Genomic DNA, 22,277 nt, shown 5'->3' with positions numbered 1-22,277 from the left:
CTACTTGGTGGGATCCAGCAGAAGCTTGCCCATCGTGCCGCGCGAGCGCAGGGCCTCGTGGGCGGTGCGCGCATCGGACAGCGCGTACTCACCGCCGGCGATGGCGCGGACCCGGTCGGCGAGTGCCAGCTCGAAAAGCTCGTCGAGCGTGCGCCCGAAGACGTTTCCGGGGAGTTTGAAGGCGTGCGGCAGCCACATCCCGGAAACGGTGGTGCTGTGCCCGAGGAGGTTGCGGGCTTCGATCGGCTTGGGGTTCTCGCGGCTGGCCATGCCGTAGAACGCGAGGCGGCCGAACGGCGCGAGGGCCGCGATGCTCTGGTCCGTGACCGTGCCGCCGGTCATGTCGAGCACGATGTCGACGCGCTTGCCGCCGTTCGCCTCGCGAAGAGCGTCCGTCATGTTCTCGGCGCGCGAATCGATGGCGACGTCGGCGCCGAGTTCGAGGGCGAGCGCGCGCTTCTCGTCGCTGCTGGCGGTCGCGATGACCCGGCCCGCTCCCCAGGCCTTCGCCAGCTGCACGGCGATGGAGCCGACCCCGCCCGCGGCCGCGTGCACGACGACGGATTCGCCGGGTTCGAGGTGGGCGCTCTTGCGCAGCAGGAGCGAGGCGGTGGTGCCCTGGACGATGAAGGACAGCGCGGTCAGGTCGTCGACGCCGTCCGGCACGTCGAAGCTGGTGACCTCGTCGGCGACCGCTCGCTCGGCGTAGCCGCCGCCACCGTTGAGGAGCGCGACGACACGCTTGCCGTCCGCGGTGCGGCCGACGATCTCGCCGCCGGGGACGAGCGGGAGCTTGCTCGGGGCGAGATACGAGTTCTCGGCCTGGTGGGTGTCGGCGTAGTTGACGCCGATCCGGTCGACCTCGACCAGCTGCTGACCTGGGCCCGGGACGGGCTCGGGGAGGTCGACGAGGTTGAGCACCTCGGGTCCGCCGAATTCGGTCACCTGTACTGCGCGCATCCGCATCCTCCTCGTCGAGATGAGACATTCTTGCATATGTCTCACGGTTGAGACATGCCGTGATATGTTTCACTCATCGAAACCGCACTCGAACGCCAGCTGACCTCACCGCGCCCGGACGCCCTGCGCGCGTTCACGATCGCGCGCGCCCGGTTCCTGGACGGGCGCCGGGTGGACATGGGCGAACTCGCCGGTGAGCTGGGGATCAGCCGGGCGACCCTGCACCGGTGGGTCGGCGGCCGGGATCAGCTGCTCGGCGAGATCCTGTGGTCGATGACCGTCGAGGTCTTCGAAGCGCGCGCTTCCGGCAAGCTCGGCCGCGGCGCGGAAGGGATCGCGGAACTCGTCGGCACCTTCGTCCGGACCGTGAACGGCTCGAAACCTTTCCGGGAGTTCCTGCGCAACGAGCCCGAGCGGGCGCTGCGGATCCTGACGACGAAGGCCAGCGTGGTGCAGAGCCGCGCGATCGCGAAAATGCGCCAGTTCCTCGACGAGGAGGTCACGGCCGGGCGGCTCACCCCGCCGCTGCCGGTCGAGGACCTGGCCTACCTGCTGGTGCGGATCGGCGAGTCCTTCATCTATACGGACGTCATCACCGGCGCGGAGCCCGATGCCGCGAAGGCACACGCGGCCGTGACGGCCTTGCTGTCCTAGCTCTTGCGGGACGCGAGCACCGCGTCGTAAAGCTCCTTCTTCGACACTCCCGCGGCCTCGGCGACCTCGGCGGCGGCGGACTTCAGGCGTTCACCTGCCGAGACACGCGACGCGACCTCCGAGACCAGATCTCCGACGCTCACCGAACGCGGCGGCGCGCCCGCGAGGACGACGGTGATCTCGCCCTTGACCCCGTCGGCGGCCCAGGCAGCCAACTCAGGCAGATCGCCGCGTTTGACCTCTTCGTAGGTTTTGGTCAGTTCGCGGCAGACGGCGGCGCGACGGTCGGGCCCCAGGACCTCGGCGGCGTCGGCGAGCGTGCTCGCGAGACGGTGCGGAGATTCGAAGAATACGGCCGTGCGGGGCTCGTCCTTCAGCGAACCGAGCCATTTCGCGCGTTCGCCGGGCTTGCGCGGAGCGAACCCTTCGAAACAGAAACGGTCGCAAGGCAGGCCGGACAACGCCAGTGCCGTGGTCACCGCCGACGGGCCGGGCAGGCAGGTCACCGGCACGTCCGCCTCGACGCAGGCCGCCACCAGGCGGAATCCGGGATCCGAAACACTCGGCATACCGGCGTCGGTCACCAAGACCACTGTCTCGCCCGACTGGAGCGATTCGAGCAGTTTCGGCAGGCGAGCCGTCTCGACGTCCTCGTAGAAGCTGACGACGCGCCCGACCGGCGAGACGTCGAGAGCCGCGGTGAGGGAGCGCAGGCGCCGCGTGTCTTCGGCGGCGATCACGTCGGCCGTCGCGAGGGCTTCGGACAGGCGCGGCGAAGCGTCGCGGACGTCTCCGAGCGGGGTGGCTGCCAGCACGAGGCGTCCTTCGGTCATTCCCGAAGGTTAACCGGTTCGCAGATCCGGACACCGAGTTCACTCTTCCGCCCGTAGGATCATGCCCCGTGACCGCACTGCTGACCCGGGACAACGAGAGCGTGCGGCCGGATCCGGTCGACGCGCTCAGGCCACCGAGTGACCGGGAGGCCACCCTCCTCGGCCGCGGCATGCCGACCGATCGCCTGCGCGGCTGGATCGTCACGCTGGTGCTGACGCTCATCGGCGGCATCGTCCGGATCCAGAACCTGGGAACGCCCACGGACAAGGGCACGCCCGTCTTCGACGAGAAGCACTACGTCCCCCAGGCGTGGCAGATGCTGCGCAACGGCGGTTACGAGGACAACTACGGCTACGAGCTGATCGTCCACCCGCCGCTGGCGAAGCATCTCATCGCGATCGGCGAATGGCTGTTCGGCTACAACGCCTGGGGCTGGCGGATCATGCCCGCGCTGGCGGGCACGCTGATCGTGTTCCTCACCATCAGGATCGCCCGGCGCCTCACCCGCTCGACCCTGCTCGGCGCCGTCGCGGGGATCCTGGTGATCAGCGACGGCGTCCTGCACCTGCAGTCCCGTATGGGGATGCTCGACATCTTCATCGCGCTCTTCGTCCTCGCCGCGTTCGCCTGCGTGCTGTGCGACCGCGACCAGGTGCGGCAGCGGCTCGCCGTTGCCGTCCGTGAAGGCTGGATCGACGAGTCGCGGTTCGGCCCGAAGCTGGGTTTCCGCTGGTGGCGGTTCGCCGGCGGCCTGATGATCGGGCTGACCTTCGGCGTCAAGTGGTCGGCGCTCTACTACATCGCCGCGTTCGGCCTGCTCACCGTCTTCTTCGACGTCGCCGCGCGCCGGGCCGCCGGGGTGCAGCGGCCTTGGGTCGGCACGCTGCGCCGCGACGTGCTGCCGGCGCTGTGGGCGATCGTCGTCATCCCGATCCTGGTATACCTCGCCTGCTACTGGGCCTGGTTCGCGAGCGAGACCGCGACCGACCGCAACTACGTGGCGATCAAGGACATCGATCCGGGTTTCTGGGCCTGGATGCCGCCCGCGTTGCGGTCGCTCGGCGACTACACGATGAACGTCCTCGACTTCCACGCGAACCTGGTGACGCCCAAGGACAAGCCGCATCCGTGGGAGTCGAAGCCGTGGACCTGGCCGATGGGCCTGCGGCCGATGCTCTACGCGTACGCGGGCGGTACCGACGCGACCGGTTGCGGCGAGTCGACCTGTGTGCGGGCGACGATGCTGATCGGCACGCCCGCCATGTGGTGGCTGGCCCTGCCGATGCTCGGCTGGAGCGTATGGCGGTCGGTCTTCCGCGCGGACTGGCGCTACGCCGCCGTGCTCGTCGGTTACCTTGCCGGGTTCCTGCCGTGGTTCACCAACCTCGACCGCCAGATGTACTACTTCTACGCGACGCCGCTGGCGCCCTTCCTGGTACTCGGGTTGACGCTGATCCTCGGGCAGATCCTCGGCAGCGCGAAACGCGGTTTCGAACGACGGGGCACCGGCATGCTCGTCGTCGCGCTCTACGTGGGCCTCGTCGTGGCCAATTTCGCCTGGTTGTGGCCGATTCTCAACGGCAACGCGATCACCAACGATCACTGGAACGCCGAGTTGTGGCTACCGTCATGGAAGTGATCACGACCGGTTGAGCGAAGACCCAGCGAGACGTCCGGAAGCGGCTTAGACTCCCGTCCGAATTGAGGATTTCTGGGGGTCGTCATGTCTCGTTGGCCGGTTTTCGTGGCCGTTGCCCTGCTGCTCACCGGGTGTTCCAGTGCCGTCGACGGGAAGGCTTTCCGCGAGGGCTCGGCGCCGGGTGCGAGCGACGCGAAGTACCCGCGGTACGAGCCGCCCGCCGACGGGTCGGGTTTCAGTGATCAGGTACTCGACCAGCCGCTGGCCCTGCCTGTGAAGCAGGGCGAGGAAGGCTGTGACTGGCTGGAGTCGATCAAACCGGACCTCCAGCCGCTCGGTCTCGTGAGCACGAAGGGCGTGCTCAGCGGTTGCCAGTTCGTGTTCCCGGACAACAAGGGCGCGCAGGTGCACGCCTACAGTCCGTACAGCTGGATCACGCAGGACTCCCCGGTGATGGAGCCGGTGGTGATCGCCGGAATCAAAGGCCGGACGTACGCCTTCGACCCGGAGCCGGCGACGTTCTGTTCGGTCAACATGGACGTCCGCGCCTACGCTTCGATCGCTGTCGATGCCTATGACGTCGACAGCGACGAAGCGGGCACTCGTGCCGAGCACTGCGAGCTGGCGAAGAAGGTCGCCGAAGTGGTGCTGAAGAAGTTCGTCCCGCTCGCCGGTGGCAAACCGGCGCCGAGCACCGTTCAGGAGCCGGCTGCCGAAGCCCTGAAGAACGCCGACATCTGCGAAGTCGTCAAGTTCACTCATACGAACTACGCCGGGATCAACGCGGGCCGCGAAGGCGCTCAGAAGGGCGAAGGGCCGCTGGGACCGACCTGCACTCACGAAGTGGCCTACGCGAAGGCCGTCGGGATGTACACGACCGGCACGGGCGGTCTCGAAGCCGTGCCGCCGAAAGCGGGCGCGGACGTGCGGAACGGGCAGTTCGGCACGTTGAAGGCCAGGTTCGAGCAGACCGCGGAGTCTTGCGCCCTGAGCGTCCAGCTGGGCAACGGACAGGTCGTTCAGGTCGACTTCATCGGCAAGAAGAAGGAAGCGATGCCGCGGACCTGCGTCTCCGCTCAGCTCATCTTGTCGGTGTCGATGCTGGCTCTGATCACCGGCGATTCTTGATTTCCCGATTCAAGTGTGACACTTGGCCGACAGTTGTTACTCTCCCCTGGTCAGCAGCAGTCCGACAGGGGGCATCATGACGATCCGACCGCTCGGAGCGGCCTGCGCGGCCGCGGCGTTGTTCTTGATCGCGGGGTGTGAGGAGCAGACACCGGGGGCCGCGTCGCCGCAGTCTTCGGCCGTTCCGAGCACCTCGGAGACGCCGGCCAGCAGCACCGCACAGCCCAGTTCGCCGAAGCCTTCGGCGATCGCCTCCGAGGTGACCAAACCCGCCACCGGCGGCGCGGTGGCGCACACGCCGGACGGAGCCGCCGATGTGCTGGAGGAGTATCACCACGCTTTGGGCGACAAGGACCTCGACACCGTTTGCCGGATCACCGCGCCGGCGTTCGACGGCGGGATGAAGGAATGCCGCAGCCTCACCCCGGTGCAGTTCGGGATGCTCTCGGCCGACGACGTCAAGAAGCTGAAGGCCACCCGCGTCGACCGCGCGAAACTGCAGAGCAAGGGACCGGACAAGGTCGTCGTGCCGCCGGGCGCGATCAGCCCGCAGATCGCCATGATGGCCGCCGAGCCCAAGACGTTCACCATGGCCTGGCGCGGCGGGACCTGGGTCGTCATCGACTGAGGGAGAGCAAGGGACCTTTGCTCTCATTCCGCAGGTGACCGTGTGGGCTTTGGGACGTCAGATGTCCCAAAACCCACACGGTCGGTACACATCGCTACGCGGAGTACGGGGTGTGTGGAAATAGGGACACTCAACGTCTCTATTCCCACACACCTTCCGCCGCCGCGACAGCAAAGGTCCCTTGCTCTCTTTCCGCAGGTCAGCGCGGGTGACGCTGGGGTTGCGGCTGCTGGTGGGACTGCGGCTGCGGAGGGCGGCGAGGCACGATCTGCGTCACCGGGCCGTCCGGTGACTTGCCCGCGCGAGCGAGCCAGCCTTCGACGTCGCGCCGCACGGCGGTGAGCGTCGGACGACGGCGGGGCTCCTGGTCGAGCGACGCGATGAGGATCCGCGCGTGCGCGCTGCGGTTCGGCAGCTTCGACACCGGTTCGGCGCGGGCGGCGGCCATCAGCGCGGCCATCGGGGTCTCCCGGGTGCCGCGCGGAGGCTGGCCCGAGAGCGCGTAGCTGACCGTCGCGGCGAGCTGCCAGGCGTCCGAAGCCGGGCTGGCCGCTGAGCCCATCGCCTGCTCGGGAGCGACGAAGTCCGGCGTGCCGATCATCATCCCGGTCGCGGTCATCTTCGAGTCGCCCTGGCTGCGGGCGATGCCGAAGTCGATGAGGTGCGCGAGCCCGTTGCGGTCGAGGATGATGTTCGACGGCTTGAGGTCCCGGTGCAGCACACCCTTCTCGTGCGCCGCGGCGAGCGCGCCGGCCATGGTCGACCAGAGCCGTCCGGCGGCGATGTCGTCGAGCGGGCCCTGCGAGTCGACGATCTCGGCCAGCGAGCGCCCCTCGAGGTACTCCATGACCAGCGCGAGCCCGTCGGGTTCCTCGACGAGGTCGTACACCTTCACGCAGTTGGGGTGGTTCACCACGGCCAGCGCCCTGGCCTCGCGCTGCATGCGCTCTTCGGTGTCCCGGTCCGGCGCGTGCGCGATCTTCAGCGCGACCGTGCGGTTGAGCTGGGTGTCGATCGCTTCCCACACGGTGCCGAACCCACCGTGGCCGAGCCGCCGGACGCGCTTGTAGCGGCTGCCACCGGAGTTGCGCGAACCCGGGGGCGGCGGGATCGGGCCGGGGACCGCGGCCAGCGCGGGAGGTTCGGGCGCCTGTGCCAGCGCGGTCGCCGGGTACTGCTTGGCGGGCGGGGGCGGCAGCTGCGGCTGCGGTTTCGGGGCGGGCGGCTCCGGGCGGTACGGCTCGATCTTCTGCCGGGGCTGTGGGTCGGGCCGGTTGATCACCGACCACGGCGGCGGGCCGACGAGCGCGACCGGGATCAGGCCCAGCACGCTGAACGGCAGGAACCCGAGCCAGAAGTGCACGGCCGTGTTCGCGCCCATGCCGACGCTCGCCAGCACCATCAGCACGAACGGGATCCAGAAGAACCGCGAAGGCCACTTCGGGCCGCGACGGAACGCGGTGCGCGCCTGCAGCATCACGAACAGAAGCGACAGCGCCGGCAGCCCGACCAGCAGGATCAGGTAGAAGATGTAACTGAGCTGCATCCCGTTCGGGTAGAACAGGACCTCGTACACGTTCTGGCCGCGGCCGAGGTACTCGCTCTGCTTCCCGATCAGCGGGCTGTAGTCGGCGTTGAAGGTCGCCAGGTCGCTGCTGGAGAAGCCGGACTTACCGCCCGATTCGGACGCGGCCTCCTGGTACGTCTGCGAAACCCCGGTGGCCAGCAGCCACGGCAGCAGGAAGACGGCGACGACGCCGATCCCGCCGAAGATGGACAGGGTCACCACGTCGTAGCGGTTGCCGGTGCCTTTGCGGATGATCGCGACGACCATCGCTCCCAGTGCGGGCAGCAGCGCGACCAGCGCTCCCGCGGTGCTCGTCGCCCACACCCAGTCCCCAGGCCAGATCCCTGGTCCGAACAGGCTGTGCGCGAACGAAAGCAGCGCGCTCGCTAGTCCCATGGACCCTGCTCCCCTCGCTCGTTAGGCCGTTTCCGGCGGTTTTCCCCGTAGTCCAGCTTAGGACGCTCCATGCCCTCACAGGGTTGCCGGGTTGTCGCGGGCGTCTCTCCGCCGTTACCACCGGGCATCGGCCCGGCCGGAAGTCCATGATGGGTCCGGTACCCGAACGCGAAGGAGCATTCGATGCACGCCGAGTCGTACCAGCGGAGCCTCGAAGACCCGGAGGGTTTCTGGCTCGAAGCCGCGCAGGCGATCGACTGGACCCGTCAGCCGACGCGGGCGCTCGACGCGTCGAAGGCGCCTTTCTACCGCTGGTTCCCGGACGGGGAACTGAACACCGCGTTCAACGCGCTCGACCGGCACGTGCGGGACGGCCGCGGCGAGCGGACGGCGCTGATCTGGGATTCCCCCGTCACCGATTCGGTCCGCCGGTTCACCTACTCGGAACTGCTGGACGACGTCGCGCGCTTCGCCGGCGCGCTCGCCTCGCTCGGTGTCGGGAAGGGCGACCGCGTCATCGTGTACATGCCGATGGTCCCCGAGGCCGCGGTCGCGATGCTGGCGTGCGCCCGGCTCGGCGCGGTGCACTCGGTCGTTTTCGGCGGCTTCGCGCCCAAGGAGCTGGCGGCGCGGATCGAGGACGCGAAACCCAAGGTCATCGTGGCCGCCTCGTGCGGGATCGAGCCGACGCGGATCGTCGAGTACAAGCCGATCATCGACGAGGCGCTCGCGGGCACCGTCCATCAACCGGACAAGGTCGTGGTGCTGCAGCGCGAGCGTGCTCGAGCCGAACTGGGCGAACGCGACGCCGACTGGGCCGAACTCGTCGCGAAGGCCTCACCCGCCGACCCGGTACCGGTCGCGGCCACCGACCCGCTGTACATCCTGTACACCTCCGGCACGACGGGTAAGCCGAAGGGCGTCGTGCGCGATACGGGCGGGCACGCGGTCGCGCTGGCCTGGTCGATGGGCGCGATCTACGACATCCGGCCCGGCGACGTCTGGTGGACGGCGTCCGACGTCGGCTGGGTCGTCGGCCATTCCTACATCGTGTACGCGCCGCTCCTCATCGGGGCGACCACGATCATGTACGAGGGCAAACCGGTCGGGACACCGGACGCGGGCGCGTTCTGGCGGGTCATCGCCGATCACGGGGTGAAGGCGTTGTTCACCGCGCCGACGGCGTTGCGGGCGATCAAGAAGGTCGATCCGGACGCTAGCGAAATCGGAAAATACCAGCTCAGCGAGTTCAAGACGTTGTTCATGGCCGGTGAACGGCTCGATCCGGAGACGTATCACTGGGCGCACGGCAAACTCGGCGTACCGGTGATCGATCACTGGTGGCAGACCGAGACCGGCTGGCCGATCGCGGCGAATCCGCGCGGGCTGGAACCGATGCCGGTCAAACCCGGTTCCGCGACGAAACCGGTGCCGGGCTGGGACGTGCGGATCCTGGACCAGGCGGGCGAACCGCTCCCCTCCGGACGGGAGGGCGCCATCGCCATCAAACTGCCGCTCCCGCCGGGTTCGCTGCCGACGTTGTGGCAGGACGACGAGCGGTATCGCGAGGCGTACCTATCGCGGTACGAAGGCCACTACCTGACGGGTGACTCGGGATACGTCGACGAAGACGGCTACCTGTTCGTCATGGGCCGCACCGACGACGTCATCAACGTCGCGGGCCACCGGCTTTCCACCGGTTCGATGGAGGCCGTGCTGGCATCGCACCCCGCCGTCGCCGAATGCGCGGTGATCGGCGTCCGTGATCAGCTCAAGGGTCAGCTTCCGCGCGGTTTCGTGGTGCTGAAGTCGGGCACCGAGGTCGACGCGGAAACGCTCAAGGCCGAGTTGGTCGCGCTGGTGCGGCGCGACATCGGGCCGGTCGCGGCGTTCCGCGACGTGTCCATTGTGGACGCGTTGCCGAAGACGCGGTCCGGGAAGATCCTGCGCAAGACCATGCGCGGGATCGCCGACGGCCGCGACGAGCAGGTGCCTTCGACGATCGAGGACGCGAGCGTTCTCGATGCCCTGAAAGCGGTTCTGCGCGGCGAGTGACCGGTGATCGGTACGGCGTACTGGTCCGATCGGGTGTTGTCGTGTTTGCCCTATTGGTCTATACCTTCTCAGGGAAGAGAGTCTCCAGTTATCCGACCGGAGGTGCTCCATGAGTAAACGCCTGTCCAGAACCGTGCTCGGCGTGGCGGTCCTGAGTCTCGTGACGCTCGGCCTGCCCGCGACGGCGAGCGCGGGGCAGCACGCGAAGGCCGAACGGACCGTCGCCGACGTCGTCCCGGCGCCGGTGGACGCGAAACCCGATCCCCGCTCCGACTTCCGGCTCGGTCCCGCGACCGTCATCCGCACCGACCGCGAAGGCAGGCAGGTCGCCGAGTACCTGGCAGACCTGCTCCGGCCCGCCACCGGCTACCGGCTGCCCGTCGTCAGCGGTCACCGTGGCGGCGGCCCCGCCATCTCGCTCGAGACCGGCCGGGCGAGCGACCGTGTGGGCGCCGAGGGTTACCAGCTCAAGGTGTCGCGGTCCGGCGTGACCTTGAAGGCGAACACCGACGACGGCCTGTTCCTCGGCGTGCAGACACTGCGCCAGCTGCTCCCGTCCGCGATCGAGGCGAAGACCGTCCAGAAGCGATCGTGGGTGGTTTCGGGCGGCACGGTGCTCGACTACCCGCGCTTCGGCTACCGCAGCGCGATGCTCGACGTCGCCCGGCATTTCTTCACGCCGGCGCAGGTCAAGCTCTACATCGACCAGATCGCGCAGTACAAGATCAACAACCTTCACCTGCACCTGACCGACGACCAGGGCTGGCGGATCGAGATCAAGAGCTGGCCGAAGCTGGCGACCGTGGGCGGCCAGACGGCCGTCGGCGGCGCGCCCGGCGGCTACTACACGCAAGAGCAGTACAAGGACCTGGTGCGCTACGCGGCTTCGCGGCACATCACAATCGTTCCCGAGATCGACATGCCGGGACACACCAACGCGGCGCAGCACTCCTACGCCGAGCTGAACTGTGACGGCAAGGCGGTGCCGCCGCGCACGGACATCGAGGTCGGCTACAGCTCGCTGTGCATCGGCAAGGACATCACCTACAAGTTCGTCGACGACGTCATCCGCGAACTGTCGGCGATCACCCCCGGCAAGTACATCAACATCGGTGGCGACGAAGCCCACTCGACCACGCCGGAGGACTACCAGACCTTCGCCACGAAGGTGCATCCGATCGTCGCGAAGTACGGCAAGACGATCACCGGCTGGCACGACATCGCCAAGACGAAACCGCCGGTTTCGGCCGTCCCGCAGTTCTGGGGCACGACCGGCACGGACGCCCACGTGGCCGAAGCGGCGGCGCGCGGCAACAAGATCCTGATGTCGCCCGCGAACAAGGCGTACCTGGACATGAAGTACCACCCGCAGACGCCGCTCGGGCTGAGCTGGGCCGGGCTGATCGAGGTCAAGACCGGTTACGACTGGGATCCGGCCACGTATCTGCAGGGTGTGTCGGAGAAGAACGTCATCGGCGTCGAGGCTCCGCTGTGGTCGGAAACGCTGATCACCAGTGACCACATCGAATTCATGGCGTTCCCGAGGCTGCCGGGGTACGCCGAGATCGGCTGGTCACCGAAGGAATCCCGGACCTGGGACGCCTACCGGCTCCGGCTGGCGAAGCAGAGCCCGCGCTGGGTTCAGCAGGGCATCGACTTCTACCGGTCCACGCAGGTCGACTGGAAGTAGCGCGCTAGGAAAGGTCCCTTCTTGGCAAATTTCGCCAGGAAGGGACCTTTCATTGCATGGCCGCGGCGTCGAGGCGAGCGGTGATGGCGGCCCGGGCCAGCGCGTAGGGCTCCGCGTCCCCGAACATCACCGAGTCGGCGTTCGCGGCCCGCCCGAGCGCGTTCAGTTCGAACGCCAGCCGGTTCACGTCGACGGACTCCCGTAGGTGCCCCGCCTTCCGCGCCTCGACGACAGTGGACCGGATGAACTGGGCGAAGGCGCGGCTCGCGTTCGCGACCGCGTCGTGGACCCGGCCGGTCCGCGCGTCGAACTCGGCGCCGGCGTTGAAGAAGAAACAGCCACCCGGGAACACCCGGCGTTCCGAGTAGTCGAGCCAGTTCGCGCACAGCGCGCGCAAGCGCGCGATCCCCTGCTCGACGCGCAGTGTCGGCTCGACGACGTTCTCCGCGAAGATCGCGCTCGCCGTCTCGACCGCCGCGAGCTGCAGTTCCTCCTTGGAACCGAACAACGCGAACACCCCGGATTTGCTCAATTCCAGTTCGGTGGCGAGCCTGCCGAGGGACAACCCGTCGAGCCCTTCGACGGACGCGATGTCGACGGCGCGCCGGAGCACGATCCGCCTCGTCGCGTCACCGCGGGCCACCCGGCCGTCAACCGGCATTCCGTTCCTCTCGCCGCCTCTTCGCCGATTCCAGGCCGTCACGGTACTGCCGGGAAAGCGCCGGCGCCGCGAGCACCCGGTCCAGCAGCGACCAGTACGCGTCGTGGCGGTCGCCCTCCAACTGGGCGACGTTGGTGAACGACGCGACGTAGACCTCGGCGATCGTCGGATTCACCGGATCGCGTTCTTCGAGCGTCATGCGTCCCGAAGTGGGCACCTCGCCCGTCCGGAGCACCCGCAGGTACCAGCCACTGCGCCCGGAATCGATCATGGCCGGGATGACGTCCTTGCGCCCGGTCTTCATCGCGAGCTTGAAGCACGGCGTGCGCGGCTGCGACACCTGGACCAGCGCGTCTCCCCAAGCCCAGACGTCACCGACGCGCACGTCGTACTCATCGGCGCCCGTCACCGACACGTTCTCCCCGAAGTCGCCCGCGACCACCGGGAAGCCCTGCTCGGCCCAGGCCGCGTAGTGCGTCGCCGGGTAGACGTAAACCGCTTTGTCGACACCGCCATGGACGGTCCGATCCGCTTGGTCGTCGCCGGCCAGGTTGATCTCGTCCAGCTTCAGGGACGGCGCTTCCACCCGCGACTTCGCGATGGCGCTGTACACCGGGACGTCACGCTTGACCCCCAGCACCGACGGCCGCCCGACGAAGACCTCGTTCACTTCGAGAGTGCTCACACCCTAGAAGATAGCACGATCGTTCGTATACATTGCGGCCATGGATCTCATCACGCTCACGACAAGGGCACATCGCGCCACGGGGACCACGATCGCCGGAATCGGCGCGGACGACTGGGACCGCTCGACCCCCTGCGCCGAGTGGACCGTCCGCGACATCGTGAAACACCTGATCGAGGGGCACGATTCCCGCACCGCGCAGGCGACCGGCCACCCGATGAAGACCCGGCCGTCGGCCGACGACGACCTCGCCAAGTCCTACGAAGAGAGTTCCGCCGAGTTCCTCGCGGCCTTCGATTCCCAAGCTCTGGAGAAGACCTTCGACTTCGGGAACTTCGGCCCGCTCCCGGGAAAGAACGTCTTGGCCGTGCTATTCGTCGACACCCTCACCCACGACTGGGACCTCGATACCGCCCTGGGCCGTGAACACCACTGGGACGACGAACTCGCGACGGCCGCGTTGAAGGTGGCGAGCCGCTACCCCGACGTGATGCCGGTACGCGGGCCCGGCGGCGCTTTCGACCACGCTGTCGAGGCACCGCCGGGCGCCGGACCGGGCGACCGGCTCATCGCGTTGCTGGGCCGTTCAGCTCAGCCGATTCCTCATCGCTGAACAGCCGGGAACGCACCAGGAAGCGGACCCCTTCGGGCGCCTCCAAGGAGAAACCGCTCCCCCGGCCCGGAACGACGTCGATGGTCAGATGCGTGTGCTTCCAGTACTCGAACTGGGGGCCCGACATCCACACCGGAACGTCGTCGATGCCCTCGACGCTCAGGTCAGCAAGGTGGACGTCGGACGCCCCGGTGCGGAATTCGCCCGCCGGGTAGCACATCGGGGCGCTCCCGTCGCAGCATCCGCCGGACTGGTGGAACATGACCGGCCCGTGGAGTGACACCAGCCGCCGCAGCAGCTCCGCGGCGGCCGGTGTCAAGCCGACCCGCTCGGCCATCAGAAGAACCCGAGCGCACTGTCCGAATAGGACACCAGCATGTTCTTGGTCTGCTGGTAGTGGTCCAGCATCATCTTGTGGTTCTCGCGCCCGATCCCGGACGCCTTGTAGCCGCCGAAGGCCGCGTGCGCCGGGTACGCGTGGTAGTTGTTGACCCACACCCGGCCCGCCTGGATGTCCCGGCCGGCGCGGTAGGCGGTGTTGCCGTCACGCGACCAGACACCGGCGCCGAGGCCGTACAGCGTGTCGTTGGCGATCTTCAGCGCGTCGGCGTAGTCGTCGAACTTCGCCACCGAGACGACCGGGCCGAAGATCTCCTCCTGGAAGATCCGCATCTTGTTGTCGCCCTCGAAGACCGTCGGCTGCACGTAGTACCCGCCGGACAGTTCGCCGCCGAGGTCGCTGCGCTCGCCACCGGTGAGGATCTTCGCGCCTTCCTTCTGCCCGATGTCGATGTAGGAAAGGATCTTCTCCAGCTGGTCGTTGGAGGCCTGCGCGCCGATCTGCGTCTCGGTGTCGAGCGGGTGGCCCTGCTTGATCTTCTTGACCCGCTCGACGGCGTCGCCGAGGAACCGGTCGTAGATACCGGACTGGATCAGCGCCCGCGACGGGCAGGTGCAGACCTCGCCCTGGTTCAGCGCGAAGAGCGCGAACCCTTCCTGAGCCTTGTCGTAGAACGCGTCGTCGGCCGCGGCCACGTCGTCGAAGAAGATGTTCGGGCTCTTGCCGCCGAGTTCGACGGTGACCGGGATGATGTTCTCGCTGGCGTACTGCAGGATCAGCCGTCCGGTGGTGGTCTCGCCGGTGAAGGCGACCTTCCGCACACGGTTGCTCGAAGCGAGCGGCTTGCCCGCCTCGACGCCGAAGCCGTTGACGATGTTGAGCACGCCCGGCGGAATCAGATCGCCGATGAGCGACATCAGCAGGTGGATCGACGCCGGGGTCTGCTCGGCGGGTTTGAGCACGATCGCGTTGCCGGCGGCGAGCGCCGGCGCGAGTTTCCAGACCGCCATCAGCAGCGGGAAGTTCCACGGGATGATCTGGCCGACGACGCCGAGCGGCTCGTGGAAGTGGTAGGCGACGGTGTTGTCGTCGAGCTGGGAGATGCCGCCCTCCTGGGCGCGCAGGGCGCCGGCGAAGTAGCGGAAGTGGTCGATCGCGAGGGGGATGTCGGCGGCGAGGGTCTCCCGGACCGGTTTGCCGTTCTCCCACGATTCGGCGACGGCGATCGCTTCGAGGTTCTGTTCCATCCTGTCGGCGATCCGGAGCAGCACGTTCGCGCGTTCGTCCACCGACGTCCGGCCCCAGGCCGCGGCCGCGCCTTCGGCCGCGTCGAGCGCGCGGTCGATGTCGGCGGCGGTGCCGCGGGCGACCTCGGTGAACACCTGTCCGGTCACCGGGGTGGGGTTCTCGAAGTACTGGCCGCTCGCGGGCGGTACGTACTCGCCTCCGATGTAGTGGTCGTAGCGCGATTCGTAGCTGACGACGCTGCCTTCGGTGTTCGGTGCCGCGTACTTGGCCATCTTTCCTGCCTCATCGCTAGGGGTGACGGATGACGGCGAAGCTAGGGCGGGTGAGGTTGCACGGACGTTGCAACGAAGTGAGCGCGGTCACCTATCCTCGGAAACGTGGCGGAGCTGCCCGGAGGTGAAGCGTCGCCGCGTGACCCTCAGGCGTACGCGCGGCTGTTGAAGGACGTCCACGACGCCGTCCTCTCCGGTGTTCCCGCTCCCCGTTCCCCCAGGTCGATCGTGTCGGCTTCGTGGAATCGCTCGCTCGCCGCGCGCGTCGACCCGGACAAGGGCGTCGCGCCGCTGGTCTACGACTCCGGCGAGGTGAGCGGCCTGCGGAACGAGCATCCGCTGGCCCCGGTGCTGCCGATCCTGCGGCAGACACTGGTGAGCATCGCCGAAGACGCCGAACACATGATGATCGTGACCGACGCGGCCGGGCACATCCTGTGGCGCGAGGGGGCGGCGGGCGTGCTGCGGCACGCGGACGGTGTGATGCTCGCCGAGGGCACCCGATGGAGTGAAGACGTCATCGGGACGAACGCGATGGGCACCACGCTCGCCACCGGGGAACCGGTGCAGATCTACTCGGCCGAGCACCTGGTGCGCACCTATCACGGCTGGACCTGCGCGGCCGCGCCCGTGCGCGATCCGGAGACCGGCGCGCTGCTCGGGTCGATCGACGTCAGCGGCCCGCTGCGGACGGTCCACCCCGCGATGCTCGCACTGGTCACGGCGGCCGCGCAGCTCGCCGAGGGCCAGTTGCGGGCCCGGCTCGCGATGCGCGATGAACGGTTGCGCGCCGCGAACATGACCCATCTGGAGGCGTTGCGCGGCGCGCCGGGTGCCCTGCTTTCCGCGAAGGGACGCGTGCTCGCGGCCGAAGCCTGCGGCGATCTTCCCTCCACTGTGGACATCCGACCCGGCGGCGGCGCGGTCACCCTGCCCGACGGACGGCTCGGCACGGTGGAGCCGTTGGGCGAGGGCTACCTGCTGCGCCTGCGGAACCGGGGCCCGTCGAGGCGTCCGCGGCTCGCGCTGGAGTTCCTCACCGACGGGCCGTCATCGACCATAGTGGACGGTCGTGACGTGCCGTTCACCTTGCGGCACGCGGAGATCCTCACACTGCTCGCCCTGCACCCGGGCGGCCTCTCGGCGGAGCGCCTGGCCCTGTTGCTCTACGGCGAGAGCGGCAATCCGGTGACCGTTCGCGCGGAGATCCACCGGCTGCGGACACAACTCGGGTCCGACATCGTGCAGACGCGGCCGTACCGGCTTTCCGCCGAGGTCGACGCCGACTTCCTGCGCGTCCGCGCGGCGCTCAAACGAGGCGACGTCGCCGGGGCCGCGAACGCGTTCCGCGGGCCGCTGCTGCCCGAATCGGAGTCACCCGCCGTGCGCGAGGAGCGCGAGTCGGTCACCGCGTCGGTCCGGCGGGTCGTGCTCGGCAGCGGGGACGCGGCGGCGCTGTGGTCGTACTGGGAGACCCCGAGCGGGGCCGACGACCTGGAAATCGTCGACGCGCTCTGCCGGGTCCTCCCGGACGGCGATCCCCGGCGCGCTGTCGCCTTCACCCATCGAGCCCGCGTTCTGTCCGGGCGTACTTGACGGCTGCTTGCTCGATCCGATCGCGCCGGGCTTCCCAGAAGGCCTCGTCGCGCTGCCCGGTGGCCGCCTCGGTCGAGCCGTCCAGTTGTTCGCGCAGGATGTCGGCGTGCCCGGCGTGACGGCCGGTCTCGGTGAGCATGTGGACCAGGACGTTGACCAGCACCACCCGCGGACGCGGCCACCAGGGAACATGACCGGGCGCATCAAGGGCCAGAGCCGCGATAGTCGCGTCGGAGTGCGCCCAGGCGCGCCGGTAGCGGCCGACGATCTCCTCACGGGTCTCGTGCCCGGTGGCCCACAGGTCGGTGCCGCGTTGCCCGAGGTCGTCCCAGCGGGGCAGGGGCTCGGGGAACGGCCGGTCGAAGACCTCGCCGAAGTACCGGGACTCCCAGAGCGCCAGGTGCTTCACCAAGCCGAGAAGGTTGGTTCCGGTCCGGGTAAGGGGACGGCGGATCTCGTATTCGCCCAGCCCGTCGAGCTTCCGGACCAGCACCTCGCGGACCTCTCGCAGTTCGCTGTGCAAGCACTCTTTCGCGACGTCGTCGATCATGACCCGAGCCTGCCAGGTCGCGCCGAGTAGACAGCGTCTACATCAGTTTGATAGACAGTGTCCACAAGATGAACCTGCGGTTACGGAGATCTGGATGGGCTACCAACGTTTCGTCGCGCTCGGCGACAGCTGCGCCGAAGGGCTGGCCGATCCGCATCCGTCGGGTGGCTTCTACCGCGGCTGGGCCGACTTCGTCGCGGCACGCCTCGCCGAGGAAGAGCCCGGTTTCCGCTACGCCAATCTCGCGGTCCGCGGCCGCAGGCTCGACCAGATCCACGCCGAACAGACCCCGGCGGCGAGCAGGCTCCAGCCGGATCTGATCGCCTTGTTCGGCGGCGGCAACGACGTGATGAGCCGAGGCTGGGACGCGCGCACGGTCGCCCGCCGGGTCGACACGGCCATCCGTGCCTGCGCCGAGATCGCGCCGGTGGTCGTCACCTTCACCCTCAGCGACATCTCCCACCGCATGCCGATGGGCCACCGCATGCACCCCCGCCTCACCGCGCTGAACGACGCCGTCCGCGAGGCGTCCGTCAGCTACGGCGCGACCCTCGTCGACCTCTGGCCGGACGACGCCGCGCACGATTCCCGCTACTTCGGCCCGGATCGGCTGCACCTGTCCGAGCAGGGCCATCGACGCCTGGCCGGGCACGTCCTCGGCAGGCTCGGCGTCCCCCACGACCCGGCCTGGCTCGCCCCGTTGCCCGGCTCGGCGGGACGCCCCGGCCTGCGCGCGGATCTGCGGTGGCTGACGCGAGAGGTCCTCCCGGTGGCGGTCAGCCGGTTCCGCAACCGGCTCATCGGCCGTCAGCCGGGCGACGGTTTCCTGCCGAAGCGCCCCGAACTCCTGCCCGTCCACGAGGAGACCCGGTCGTGGGCGCCCGAACCCGCCTGATCGACACCGCGGCGAACCTGCTGGCCGAAGAGGGCGTCGGCGCCGTGACGCTGCGCGGGATCGCCAAGGCCGCCGGCGTTTCGCACGGCGCGCCGCTGCGGCATTTCCCCGGCCGCGCGGCCCTGCTTTCGGCGGTCGCCACCCGCGGCTACACCGAACTGCTCGACCGTGGCACCGGCCTGCCGGACGGGCCCCCGCGCGAACGGCTCATCGCGGCCTGCCACGGTTATCTCGATTTCGCACTGGCCAATCCGGCGATGTTCGAGCTGATGTTCCGCCGCGACCTCATCGACGCGGACGATCCCGAACTCACGCGGGTCAGCAGCGCGGTCTTCGACTTCTTCGCCGCGATGGTCGCCGAACTTCAGGAAGGCGGCTGGCATCCCGCGACCGATCCGCGGCTGCTCGCGTCCTCGCTGTGGGCGTCGCTGCACGGCCTCGCCCAGCTGTGGCTCTGGGGCGGGCTGGCGGGCGCGAGCTTCGCGCCCTCACCGGAAAGGGCGCTGGCCGTCACCCTCGACGCCTATCTGGGCTGAACCGGGAAATCCTCGCCCAGTACGGCTTTCGCGGCATGCCAGCCGCCCATCCCATGCACACCGGGCCCCGGCGCCGTCGCCGCCGAACACAGGAAGACACCGCCGAGCGGGGTCCGATGCGGATTCCACCGGGCGACCGGGCGTCCGAGCACCTGCCGCAGATCCACCGCGCCGGCGGCGACATCGCCGCCGGGATAGTTCGCGTTGTACGCCTCGAGTTCCGGCGCGGTGAGACAGCGGCTCGCCAGGACCGTGTCGGAGAATCCGGGCGCGAACCGTTCGATCCGCCGCCGGACCAGCTCCGTGGCGTCTCGCGGATCCCCTTGCGGCACATGGCAATACGCCCACACCGGCCGCTTGCCCGGCAGCCCGCGGGACGGGTCGAGCGCCATCGGATCCGACACGAGCACGAACCGGTCGTCCGGGTCTTCCCCGCGCGCGACGGCGTTTTCGGCGGCGTACACCTCGTCCCGCGTGCCTCCGAGATGGACGGTGCCCGCCTTGCCGACCTCCGGGACCGCCCACGGAACCGGTTCGGAAACCAGGAAATCCACCTTCGCCACGCCTGGTCCGTAGCGGTAGGACTCCAGCGCCGTCCGGTATCTCGGCGGCAGCAGATCGCGCGCGATCTGCAGGAAACCGCGCGGGGCGACGTCGAGGATCACCGTACGCGACGTCGCGAGTTGCCGCAGATCGGTGATCCGGCTGCCGGTGTGGATCCGGCCGCCCCGCGCGCGGACATCGGCGGCGAGCGCCTCGGTGATGGCCTGGCTGCCGCCGCGGGCGATCGGCCAGCCGGTCGAGTGCGCCAAGTGGCCGAGCAGGAGTGTCGCGCCTGCCGCCACGAGCGAAGGTTGACGGCCCATCACGTGCGCGGAGACTCCGGCGAGGAGGGCGGGCGCTTCCGGGCCGGTGAACAGGCGGCGTTCCAGACCGGCGGCGAGCATCGCGATCCTGGCCGGGAGAAGGGCGGCGACCCGAGGATCGCGGGGAGGTCGGCGAAGGTCCCCGAGCAGGATTTCGGCCAGCTCGCGGCTGTGTTCGGCCAGCGGCCCCAGCAGGCGGCGCCACCGGGGGCCGTCCGCGCCGAGTGCGTCACAGGTCCGGTCGAGATCTTCGTAAGCGAGCCCGGCCCGGCCACCGTCCAGAGGATGCGCGTACGCGATCTCCGGCCGCAGGAGATCGACGCCGTGCGCGGCGAGATCGAACCAGCGGAAGAACGGGGACGCCGCTGCCAGCGGATGCCCGGTGGCGCAGATATCGTGCCGGACTTCGTCTTCGAACAGCGAAGCCGTGCGCGTCCCGCCGCCGATCTCCTCCGCCGCCTCGTGTACTTCGACCGTCAGCCCCGCTCTGACCAGCAGGACCGCGGCCGCGAGCCCGTTCGGGCCGGAACCGACCACCGACACGTCGACCGCCATAGTGCCCCCTTGCCGGGATCGGCGACAGCTCACCCGAATATTGTCGGACCTCTCTCCTAGATTGATCCGCTCCAACCCAATCAGGAAGGAGGGCCATGCCCGACCATGACACGCTGCTCGCGCGCGTCCGGAAACTCCTCGCGAAGGCGGAGGACCCGGCGGTCACCGAGGCCGAAGCCGAGTCGTACAACACCAAGGCCGCCGAACTGATCGCCCGGTACGGCATCGACCAGGCACTCCTGGCCGCCTCCGGGGCGACCGCGGACGAGATCACCCAGATCATGATCCCGCTCGACAACCCGTACAGCCGGGACAAGGCGGGACTGCTCACGAACATCGCGCATCCGCTGCGCTGCCGGGCCCTGCTGCACCGGCTCGGCCAGTCGGTCACCGCGGTGACGGTGTTCGGTTTCCGCTCCGATCTGGAACGCACGGAACTGCTGTACACGAGCCTGCTGCTGCAGGCGACCACCCAGCTGACCCGGGTCCGCCCGGAGAACCGGGTGTTCGCGGGCGAATCGCTGGCGGCGTACCGGCGAACCTGGCTGCACGGGTTCTCCGGCGCGGTCTACGAACGGCTCCGCAACAGCGAGGACACCGCCGCCCGGACCCATCCGGCCGCGGCCGGCCACCGTTCGGCCGAACTCGTGATCCAGGACCGGACGGCGATGGTCAAGCAGGCGTACGACGAGCAATACGGAGACCTGCGCTCGGCGCCGCCGAGACGGTTGTCCGGCAGCGGCTACCTCGACGGGCACTCCGCCGGCGAGCGCGCCAACCTCAACACCACCGGTATCACCGGACGGCGCCGCGCACTGCCCGTGCGCTAGTCAGCGCTCCCGCCGGGAGGGATCTCGTCCGGTTCCGGCGGCCGGACATGGTGAATACACCGTGAGATCGAAGTTCAACCGAGTCACCGTGAGTGACAGGCGCCCGTTGGGGCCGCCTCGGACGACGTCCGCGTCGTGATCATCCTGCCCGTCGTCCTCCCAGAAGCGGACAGGGCAGATTTCGTACGCGCCGCGCTCGCCCACCGTGAGATAGCCACAGCAAGGACAGGCGTGCACTCCGTCGTCTGCCCCGCATTCCGCTCGCATGGCGAAAATCCACCTCGTGAGAATCGCGTGTCCTCGGGTCTACTGAGGACATGATCGTGATCGAAGACCTGGCCACCCGGCCCGATTTGCGCGAGCCCGCGCTCGCCCTCGGCGGTGTCGGCGGCGAATTCCTCCAGCACGGCCTGGCAGGCCTGCTGGCGAAGTCGTCCCACCTGGCCGCCCGCTGGCCGGAATACTTCCTCGTGTTGCTGGAAGACGGCGTACCGGTGGCGAGAACCGCCGCCGTCCCGGTCGGTTTCCCCACGGCCGAACGCCCGGAACTGCCGGACCACGGCTGGGACGCCGCCCTGATCTGGGCCGCGGAAGATCTGATGAGCACCCGTGAGACAAAGACATTGGTCGCACTCGAAGTGATGGTCGCGCCAGGTCGTCGCGGCGGCGGCCTGGCCACAAAAGCGTTGGAAGCATTGAGAAAACGCGCCACGGATACGGGTATGCGCAAGCTCGTCGTGCCGGTCCGCCCGGCCGGGAAGGAGAACGAACCAAGACTGTCCTTTGAGGACTATATCGCCCGCCGTCGCGCGGACGGGCTGCCGGAGGATCCGTGGCTGCGCACGCATGAACGGCTCGGCGCCCGGTTTGTGAAAGTGGCGCCGTTCGCGATGACGGTCACCGGCACCTTCGCTCAGTGGAAGGCGTGGACCGGCGTCGAACTCCGGGACGGCCTCACGGCCGTACCGGGCGGGATCGCGCCGGTGCTCGCCTCCTCGGCGCAGGACGTCGGCGTCTACGTCGAGCCGAACGTCTGGCTCGAGCACCTGACAGACGAAGCCAGCACCTGCTAGATTTCC

The 22,277-nt window shown here is 68.8% G+C and carries 23 protein-coding genes; 12 read left to right on the top strand and 11 right to left on the bottom strand.

The features are described 5' to 3' along the window. Positions 1-960: a quinone oxidoreductase family protein gene (locus LCL61_RS12495; RefSeq protein ID WP_340686994.1), complete on the bottom strand. Its 960-nt coding sequence runs from the start codon at positions 958-960 to the stop codon at positions 1-3. Between the two features lie 177 nt (positions 961-1,137). On the opposite strand from LCL61_RS12495, the gene LCL61_RS12490 reads away from it, so the two are divergent. Further along, positions 1,138-1,614 carry a QsdR family transcriptional regulator gene (locus LCL61_RS12490; RefSeq protein ID WP_340686993.1) on the top strand — a complete coding sequence of 159 codons (477 nt, stop codon included), beginning with the start codon at positions 1,138-1,140 and terminating at the stop codon, positions 1,612-1,614. Here LCL61_RS12490 and rsmI read toward each other — a convergent pair. Next, positions 1,611-2,447, bottom strand: a complete 837-nt coding sequence (rsmI, locus tag LCL61_RS12485) for a 16S rRNA (cytidine(1402)-2'-O)-methyltransferase (RefSeq protein WP_340686992.1) — start codon at positions 2,445-2,447, stop codon at positions 1,611-1,613. The genes LCL61_RS12490 and rsmI overlap by 4 nt on opposite strands. 68 nt (positions 2,448-2,515) lie before the next feature. Here rsmI and LCL61_RS12480 point away from each other — a divergent pair, with 68 nt between their 5' ends. Continuing rightward, entirely contained in the window at positions 2,516-4,087 is a 1,572-nt protein-coding gene (locus LCL61_RS12480) for a dolichyl-phosphate-mannose--protein mannosyltransferase (protein ID WP_125674145.1), read from the top strand. Between the two features lie 84 nt (positions 4,088-4,171). Continuing rightward, entirely contained in the window at positions 4,172-5,215 is a 1,044-nt protein-coding gene (locus tag LCL61_RS12475) for a hypothetical protein (RefSeq protein ID WP_340686991.1), read from the top strand. Positions 5,216-5,251: 36 nt separating this feature from the next. Here LCL61_RS12475 and LCL61_RS12470 read toward each other — a convergent pair whose 3' ends face one another. Further along, positions 5,252-5,491 carry a hypothetical protein gene (locus LCL61_RS12470; protein WP_340686990.1) on the bottom strand — a complete coding sequence of 80 codons (240 nt, stop codon included), beginning with the start codon at positions 5,489-5,491 and terminating at the stop codon, positions 5,252-5,254. On the opposite strand from LCL61_RS12470, the gene LCL61_RS12465 reads away from it, so the two are divergent. Then, on the top strand, positions 5,475-5,843 hold the full coding sequence (locus LCL61_RS12465; protein WP_340686989.1) for a hypothetical protein: 369 nt from the start codon (positions 5,475-5,477) through the stop codon (positions 5,841-5,843). The genes LCL61_RS12470 and LCL61_RS12465 overlap by 17 nt on opposite strands. Before the next feature lie 199 nt (positions 5,844-6,042). Here LCL61_RS12465 and LCL61_RS12460 read toward each other — a convergent pair whose 3' ends face one another. Beyond that, positions 6,043-7,806 (bottom strand): serine/threonine-protein kinase, encoded by a 1,764-nt coding sequence (locus LCL61_RS12460; protein WP_340686988.1) that lies wholly within the window; start codon positions 7,804-7,806, stop codon positions 6,043-6,045. Positions 7,807-7,989: 183 nt separating this feature from the next. On the opposite strand from LCL61_RS12460, the gene LCL61_RS12455 reads away from it, so the two are divergent. Both LCL61_RS12455 and LCL61_RS12450 read left to right on the top strand, forming a co-directional pair. Then, positions 7,990-9,861, top strand: coding sequence for a propionyl-CoA synthetase (locus LCL61_RS12455; protein WP_340686987.1), 1,872 nt, complete (start codon positions 7,990-7,992; stop codon positions 9,859-9,861). A gap of 109 nt (positions 9,862-9,970) precedes the next feature. Next, positions 9,971-11,551: a beta-N-acetylhexosaminidase gene (locus LCL61_RS12450; protein ID WP_340686986.1), complete on the top strand. Its 1,581-nt coding sequence runs from the start codon at positions 9,971-9,973 to the stop codon at positions 11,549-11,551. A gap of 49 nt (positions 11,552-11,600) precedes the next feature. Here the strand turns inward: LCL61_RS12450 and LCL61_RS12445 are convergent, their stop codons facing one another. Continuing rightward, on the bottom strand, positions 11,601-12,212 hold the full coding sequence (locus LCL61_RS12445) for a TetR/AcrR family transcriptional regulator (protein WP_340686985.1): 612 nt from the start codon (positions 12,210-12,212) through the stop codon (positions 11,601-11,603). Further along, positions 12,202-12,897 carry an MOSC domain-containing protein gene (locus tag LCL61_RS12440; RefSeq protein WP_340686984.1) on the bottom strand — a complete coding sequence of 232 codons (696 nt, stop codon included), beginning with the start codon at positions 12,895-12,897 and terminating at the stop codon, positions 12,202-12,204. The genes LCL61_RS12445 and LCL61_RS12440 overlap by 11 nt, the downstream gene beginning before the upstream one ends. Positions 12,898-12,937: 40 nt before the next feature. Here LCL61_RS12440 and LCL61_RS12435 point away from each other — a divergent pair, with 40 nt between their 5' ends. Beyond that, positions 12,938-13,510, top strand: coding sequence for a TIGR03086 family metal-binding protein (locus LCL61_RS12435; RefSeq protein ID WP_340686983.1), 573 nt, complete (start codon positions 12,938-12,940; stop codon positions 13,508-13,510). Here the strand turns inward: LCL61_RS12435 and LCL61_RS12430 are convergent. Continuing rightward, positions 13,464-13,847 (bottom strand): DUF779 domain-containing protein, encoded by a 384-nt coding sequence (locus LCL61_RS12430; RefSeq protein WP_340686982.1) that lies wholly within the window; start codon positions 13,845-13,847, stop codon positions 13,464-13,466. The two genes, LCL61_RS12435 and LCL61_RS12430, sit on opposite strands and share 47 nt — an antisense overlap. Next, positions 13,847-15,370 carry an acetaldehyde dehydrogenase ExaC gene (exaC, locus tag LCL61_RS12425; RefSeq protein ID WP_340686981.1) on the bottom strand — a complete coding sequence of 508 codons (1,524 nt, stop codon included), beginning with the start codon at positions 15,368-15,370 and terminating at the stop codon, positions 13,847-13,849. Before exaC ends, LCL61_RS12430 begins: the two co-directional genes overlap by 1 nt. 105 nt (positions 15,371-15,475) lie before the next feature. Between exaC and LCL61_RS12420 the strand changes: the two genes are divergently transcribed. After that, entirely contained in the window at positions 15,476-16,966 is a 1,491-nt protein-coding gene (locus tag LCL61_RS12420) for a GAF domain-containing protein (protein WP_340686980.1), read from the top strand. Here LCL61_RS12420 and LCL61_RS12415 read toward each other — a convergent pair. Continuing rightward, entirely contained in the window at positions 16,929-17,516 is a 588-nt protein-coding gene (locus tag LCL61_RS12415) for a DinB family protein (protein ID WP_340686979.1), read from the bottom strand. The genes LCL61_RS12420 and LCL61_RS12415 overlap by 38 nt on opposite strands. 94 nt (positions 17,517-17,610) lie before the next feature. On the opposite strand from LCL61_RS12415, the gene LCL61_RS12410 reads away from it, so the two are divergent. Then, positions 17,611-18,411: an SGNH/GDSL hydrolase family protein gene (locus LCL61_RS12410; RefSeq protein WP_340686978.1), complete on the top strand. Its 801-nt coding sequence runs from the start codon at positions 17,611-17,613 to the stop codon at positions 18,409-18,411. After that, entirely contained in the window at positions 18,390-18,947 is a 558-nt protein-coding gene (locus LCL61_RS12405; RefSeq protein ID WP_340686977.1) for a TetR/AcrR family transcriptional regulator, read from the top strand. The genes LCL61_RS12410 and LCL61_RS12405 overlap by 22 nt, the downstream gene beginning before the upstream one ends. Here LCL61_RS12405 and LCL61_RS12400 read toward each other — a convergent pair. Beyond that, positions 18,935-20,368 (bottom strand): NAD(P)/FAD-dependent oxidoreductase, encoded by a 1,434-nt coding sequence (locus LCL61_RS12400; RefSeq protein WP_340686976.1) that lies wholly within the window; start codon positions 20,366-20,368, stop codon positions 18,935-18,937. The genes LCL61_RS12405 and LCL61_RS12400 overlap by 13 nt on opposite strands. 95 nt (positions 20,369-20,463) lie before the next feature. On the opposite strand from LCL61_RS12400, the gene LCL61_RS12395 reads away from it, so the two are divergent. Continuing rightward, positions 20,464-21,198: a DUF2786 domain-containing protein gene (locus LCL61_RS12395; RefSeq protein WP_219148241.1), complete on the top strand. Its 735-nt coding sequence runs from the start codon at positions 20,464-20,466 to the stop codon at positions 21,196-21,198. On the opposite strand, the gene LCL61_RS42575 is transcribed toward LCL61_RS12395, so the two are convergent. Continuing rightward, the gene (locus LCL61_RS42575; protein WP_425341995.1) at positions 21,199-21,465 is read right to left on the bottom strand and encodes a CPCC family cysteine-rich protein; all 267 of its coding nucleotides are present in this window, start codon (positions 21,463-21,465) and stop codon (positions 21,199-21,201) included. A 50-nt stretch (positions 21,466-21,515) separates the two neighbouring features. Between LCL61_RS42575 and LCL61_RS12390 the strand changes: the two genes are divergently transcribed. Continuing rightward, positions 21,516-22,271, top strand: a complete 756-nt coding sequence (locus LCL61_RS12390) for a GNAT family N-acetyltransferase (RefSeq protein ID WP_340686975.1) — start codon at positions 21,516-21,518, stop codon at positions 22,269-22,271. The last annotated feature ends 6 nt before the right edge of the window (positions 22,272-22,277 follow it).

This window comes from Amycolatopsis coloradensis, from assembly GCF_037997115.1.
GTDB lineage: Bacteria > Actinomycetota > Actinomycetes > Mycobacteriales > Pseudonocardiaceae > Amycolatopsis > Amycolatopsis coloradensis_A.
This window is presented reverse-complemented; position numbering and strand designations above follow the sequence as displayed.

What these genes read in the sequence shown, in the direction of transcription:
- LCL61_RS12395 (WP_219148241.1), top strand. Translation starts at nt 20,464, where the DNA reads ATGCCCGACCATGACACGCTGCTCGCGCGCGTCCGGAAACTCCTCGCG.
- LCL61_RS12445 (WP_340686985.1), bottom strand. Translation starts at nt 12,212, where the DNA reads ATGCCGGTTGACGGCCGGGTGGCCCGCGGTGACGCGACGAGGCGGATC.
- LCL61_RS12460 (WP_340686988.1), bottom strand. Translation starts at nt 7,806, where the DNA reads ATGGGACTAGCGAGCGCGCTGCTTTCGTTCGCGCACAGCCTGTTCGGA.
- LCL61_RS12475 (WP_340686991.1), top strand. Translation starts at nt 4,172, where the DNA reads ATGTCTCGTTGGCCGGTTTTCGTGGCCGTTGCCCTGCTGCTCACCGGG.
- LCL61_RS12410 (WP_340686978.1), top strand. Translation starts at nt 17,611, where the DNA reads ATGGGCTACCAACGTTTCGTCGCGCTCGGCGACAGCTGCGCCGAAGGG.
- LCL61_RS12455 (WP_340686987.1), top strand. Translation starts at nt 7,990, where the DNA reads ATGCACGCCGAGTCGTACCAGCGGAGCCTCGAAGACCCGGAGGGTTTC.
- LCL61_RS42575 (WP_425341995.1), bottom strand. Translation starts at nt 21,465, where the DNA reads ATGCGAGCGGAATGCGGGGCAGACGACGGAGTGCACGCCTGTCCTTGC.
- LCL61_RS12400 (WP_340686976.1), bottom strand. Translation starts at nt 20,368, where the DNA reads ATGGCGGTCGACGTGTCGGTGGTCGGTTCCGGCCCGAACGGGCTCGCG.
- LCL61_RS12435 (WP_340686983.1), top strand. Translation starts at nt 12,938, where the DNA reads ATGGATCTCATCACGCTCACGACAAGGGCACATCGCGCCACGGGGACC.
- LCL61_RS12430 (WP_340686982.1), bottom strand. Translation starts at nt 13,847, where the DNA reads ATGGCCGAGCGGGTCGGCTTGACACCGGCCGCCGCGGAGCTGCTGCGG.
- rsmI (WP_340686992.1), bottom strand. Translation starts at nt 2,447, where the DNA reads ATGACCGAAGGACGCCTCGTGCTGGCAGCCACCCCGCTCGGAGACGTC.
- LCL61_RS12390 (WP_340686975.1), top strand. Translation starts at nt 21,516, where the DNA reads ATGATCGTGATCGAAGACCTGGCCACCCGGCCCGATTTGCGCGAGCCC.
- LCL61_RS12495 (WP_340686994.1), bottom strand. Translation starts at nt 960, where the DNA reads ATGCGCGCAGTACAGGTGACCGAATTCGGCGGACCCGAGGTGCTCAAC.
- LCL61_RS12450 (WP_340686986.1), top strand. Translation starts at nt 9,971, where the DNA reads ATGAGTAAACGCCTGTCCAGAACCGTGCTCGGCGTGGCGGTCCTGAGT.
- LCL61_RS12415 (WP_340686979.1), bottom strand. Translation starts at nt 17,516, where the DNA reads ATGATCGACGACGTCGCGAAAGAGTGCTTGCACAGCGAACTGCGAGAG.
- exaC (WP_340686981.1), bottom strand. Translation starts at nt 15,370, where the DNA reads ATGGCCAAGTACGCGGCACCGAACACCGAAGGCAGCGTCGTCAGCTAC.
- LCL61_RS12490 (WP_340686993.1), top strand. Translation starts at nt 1,138, where the DNA reads ATGGGCGAACTCGCCGGTGAGCTGGGGATCAGCCGGGCGACCCTGCAC.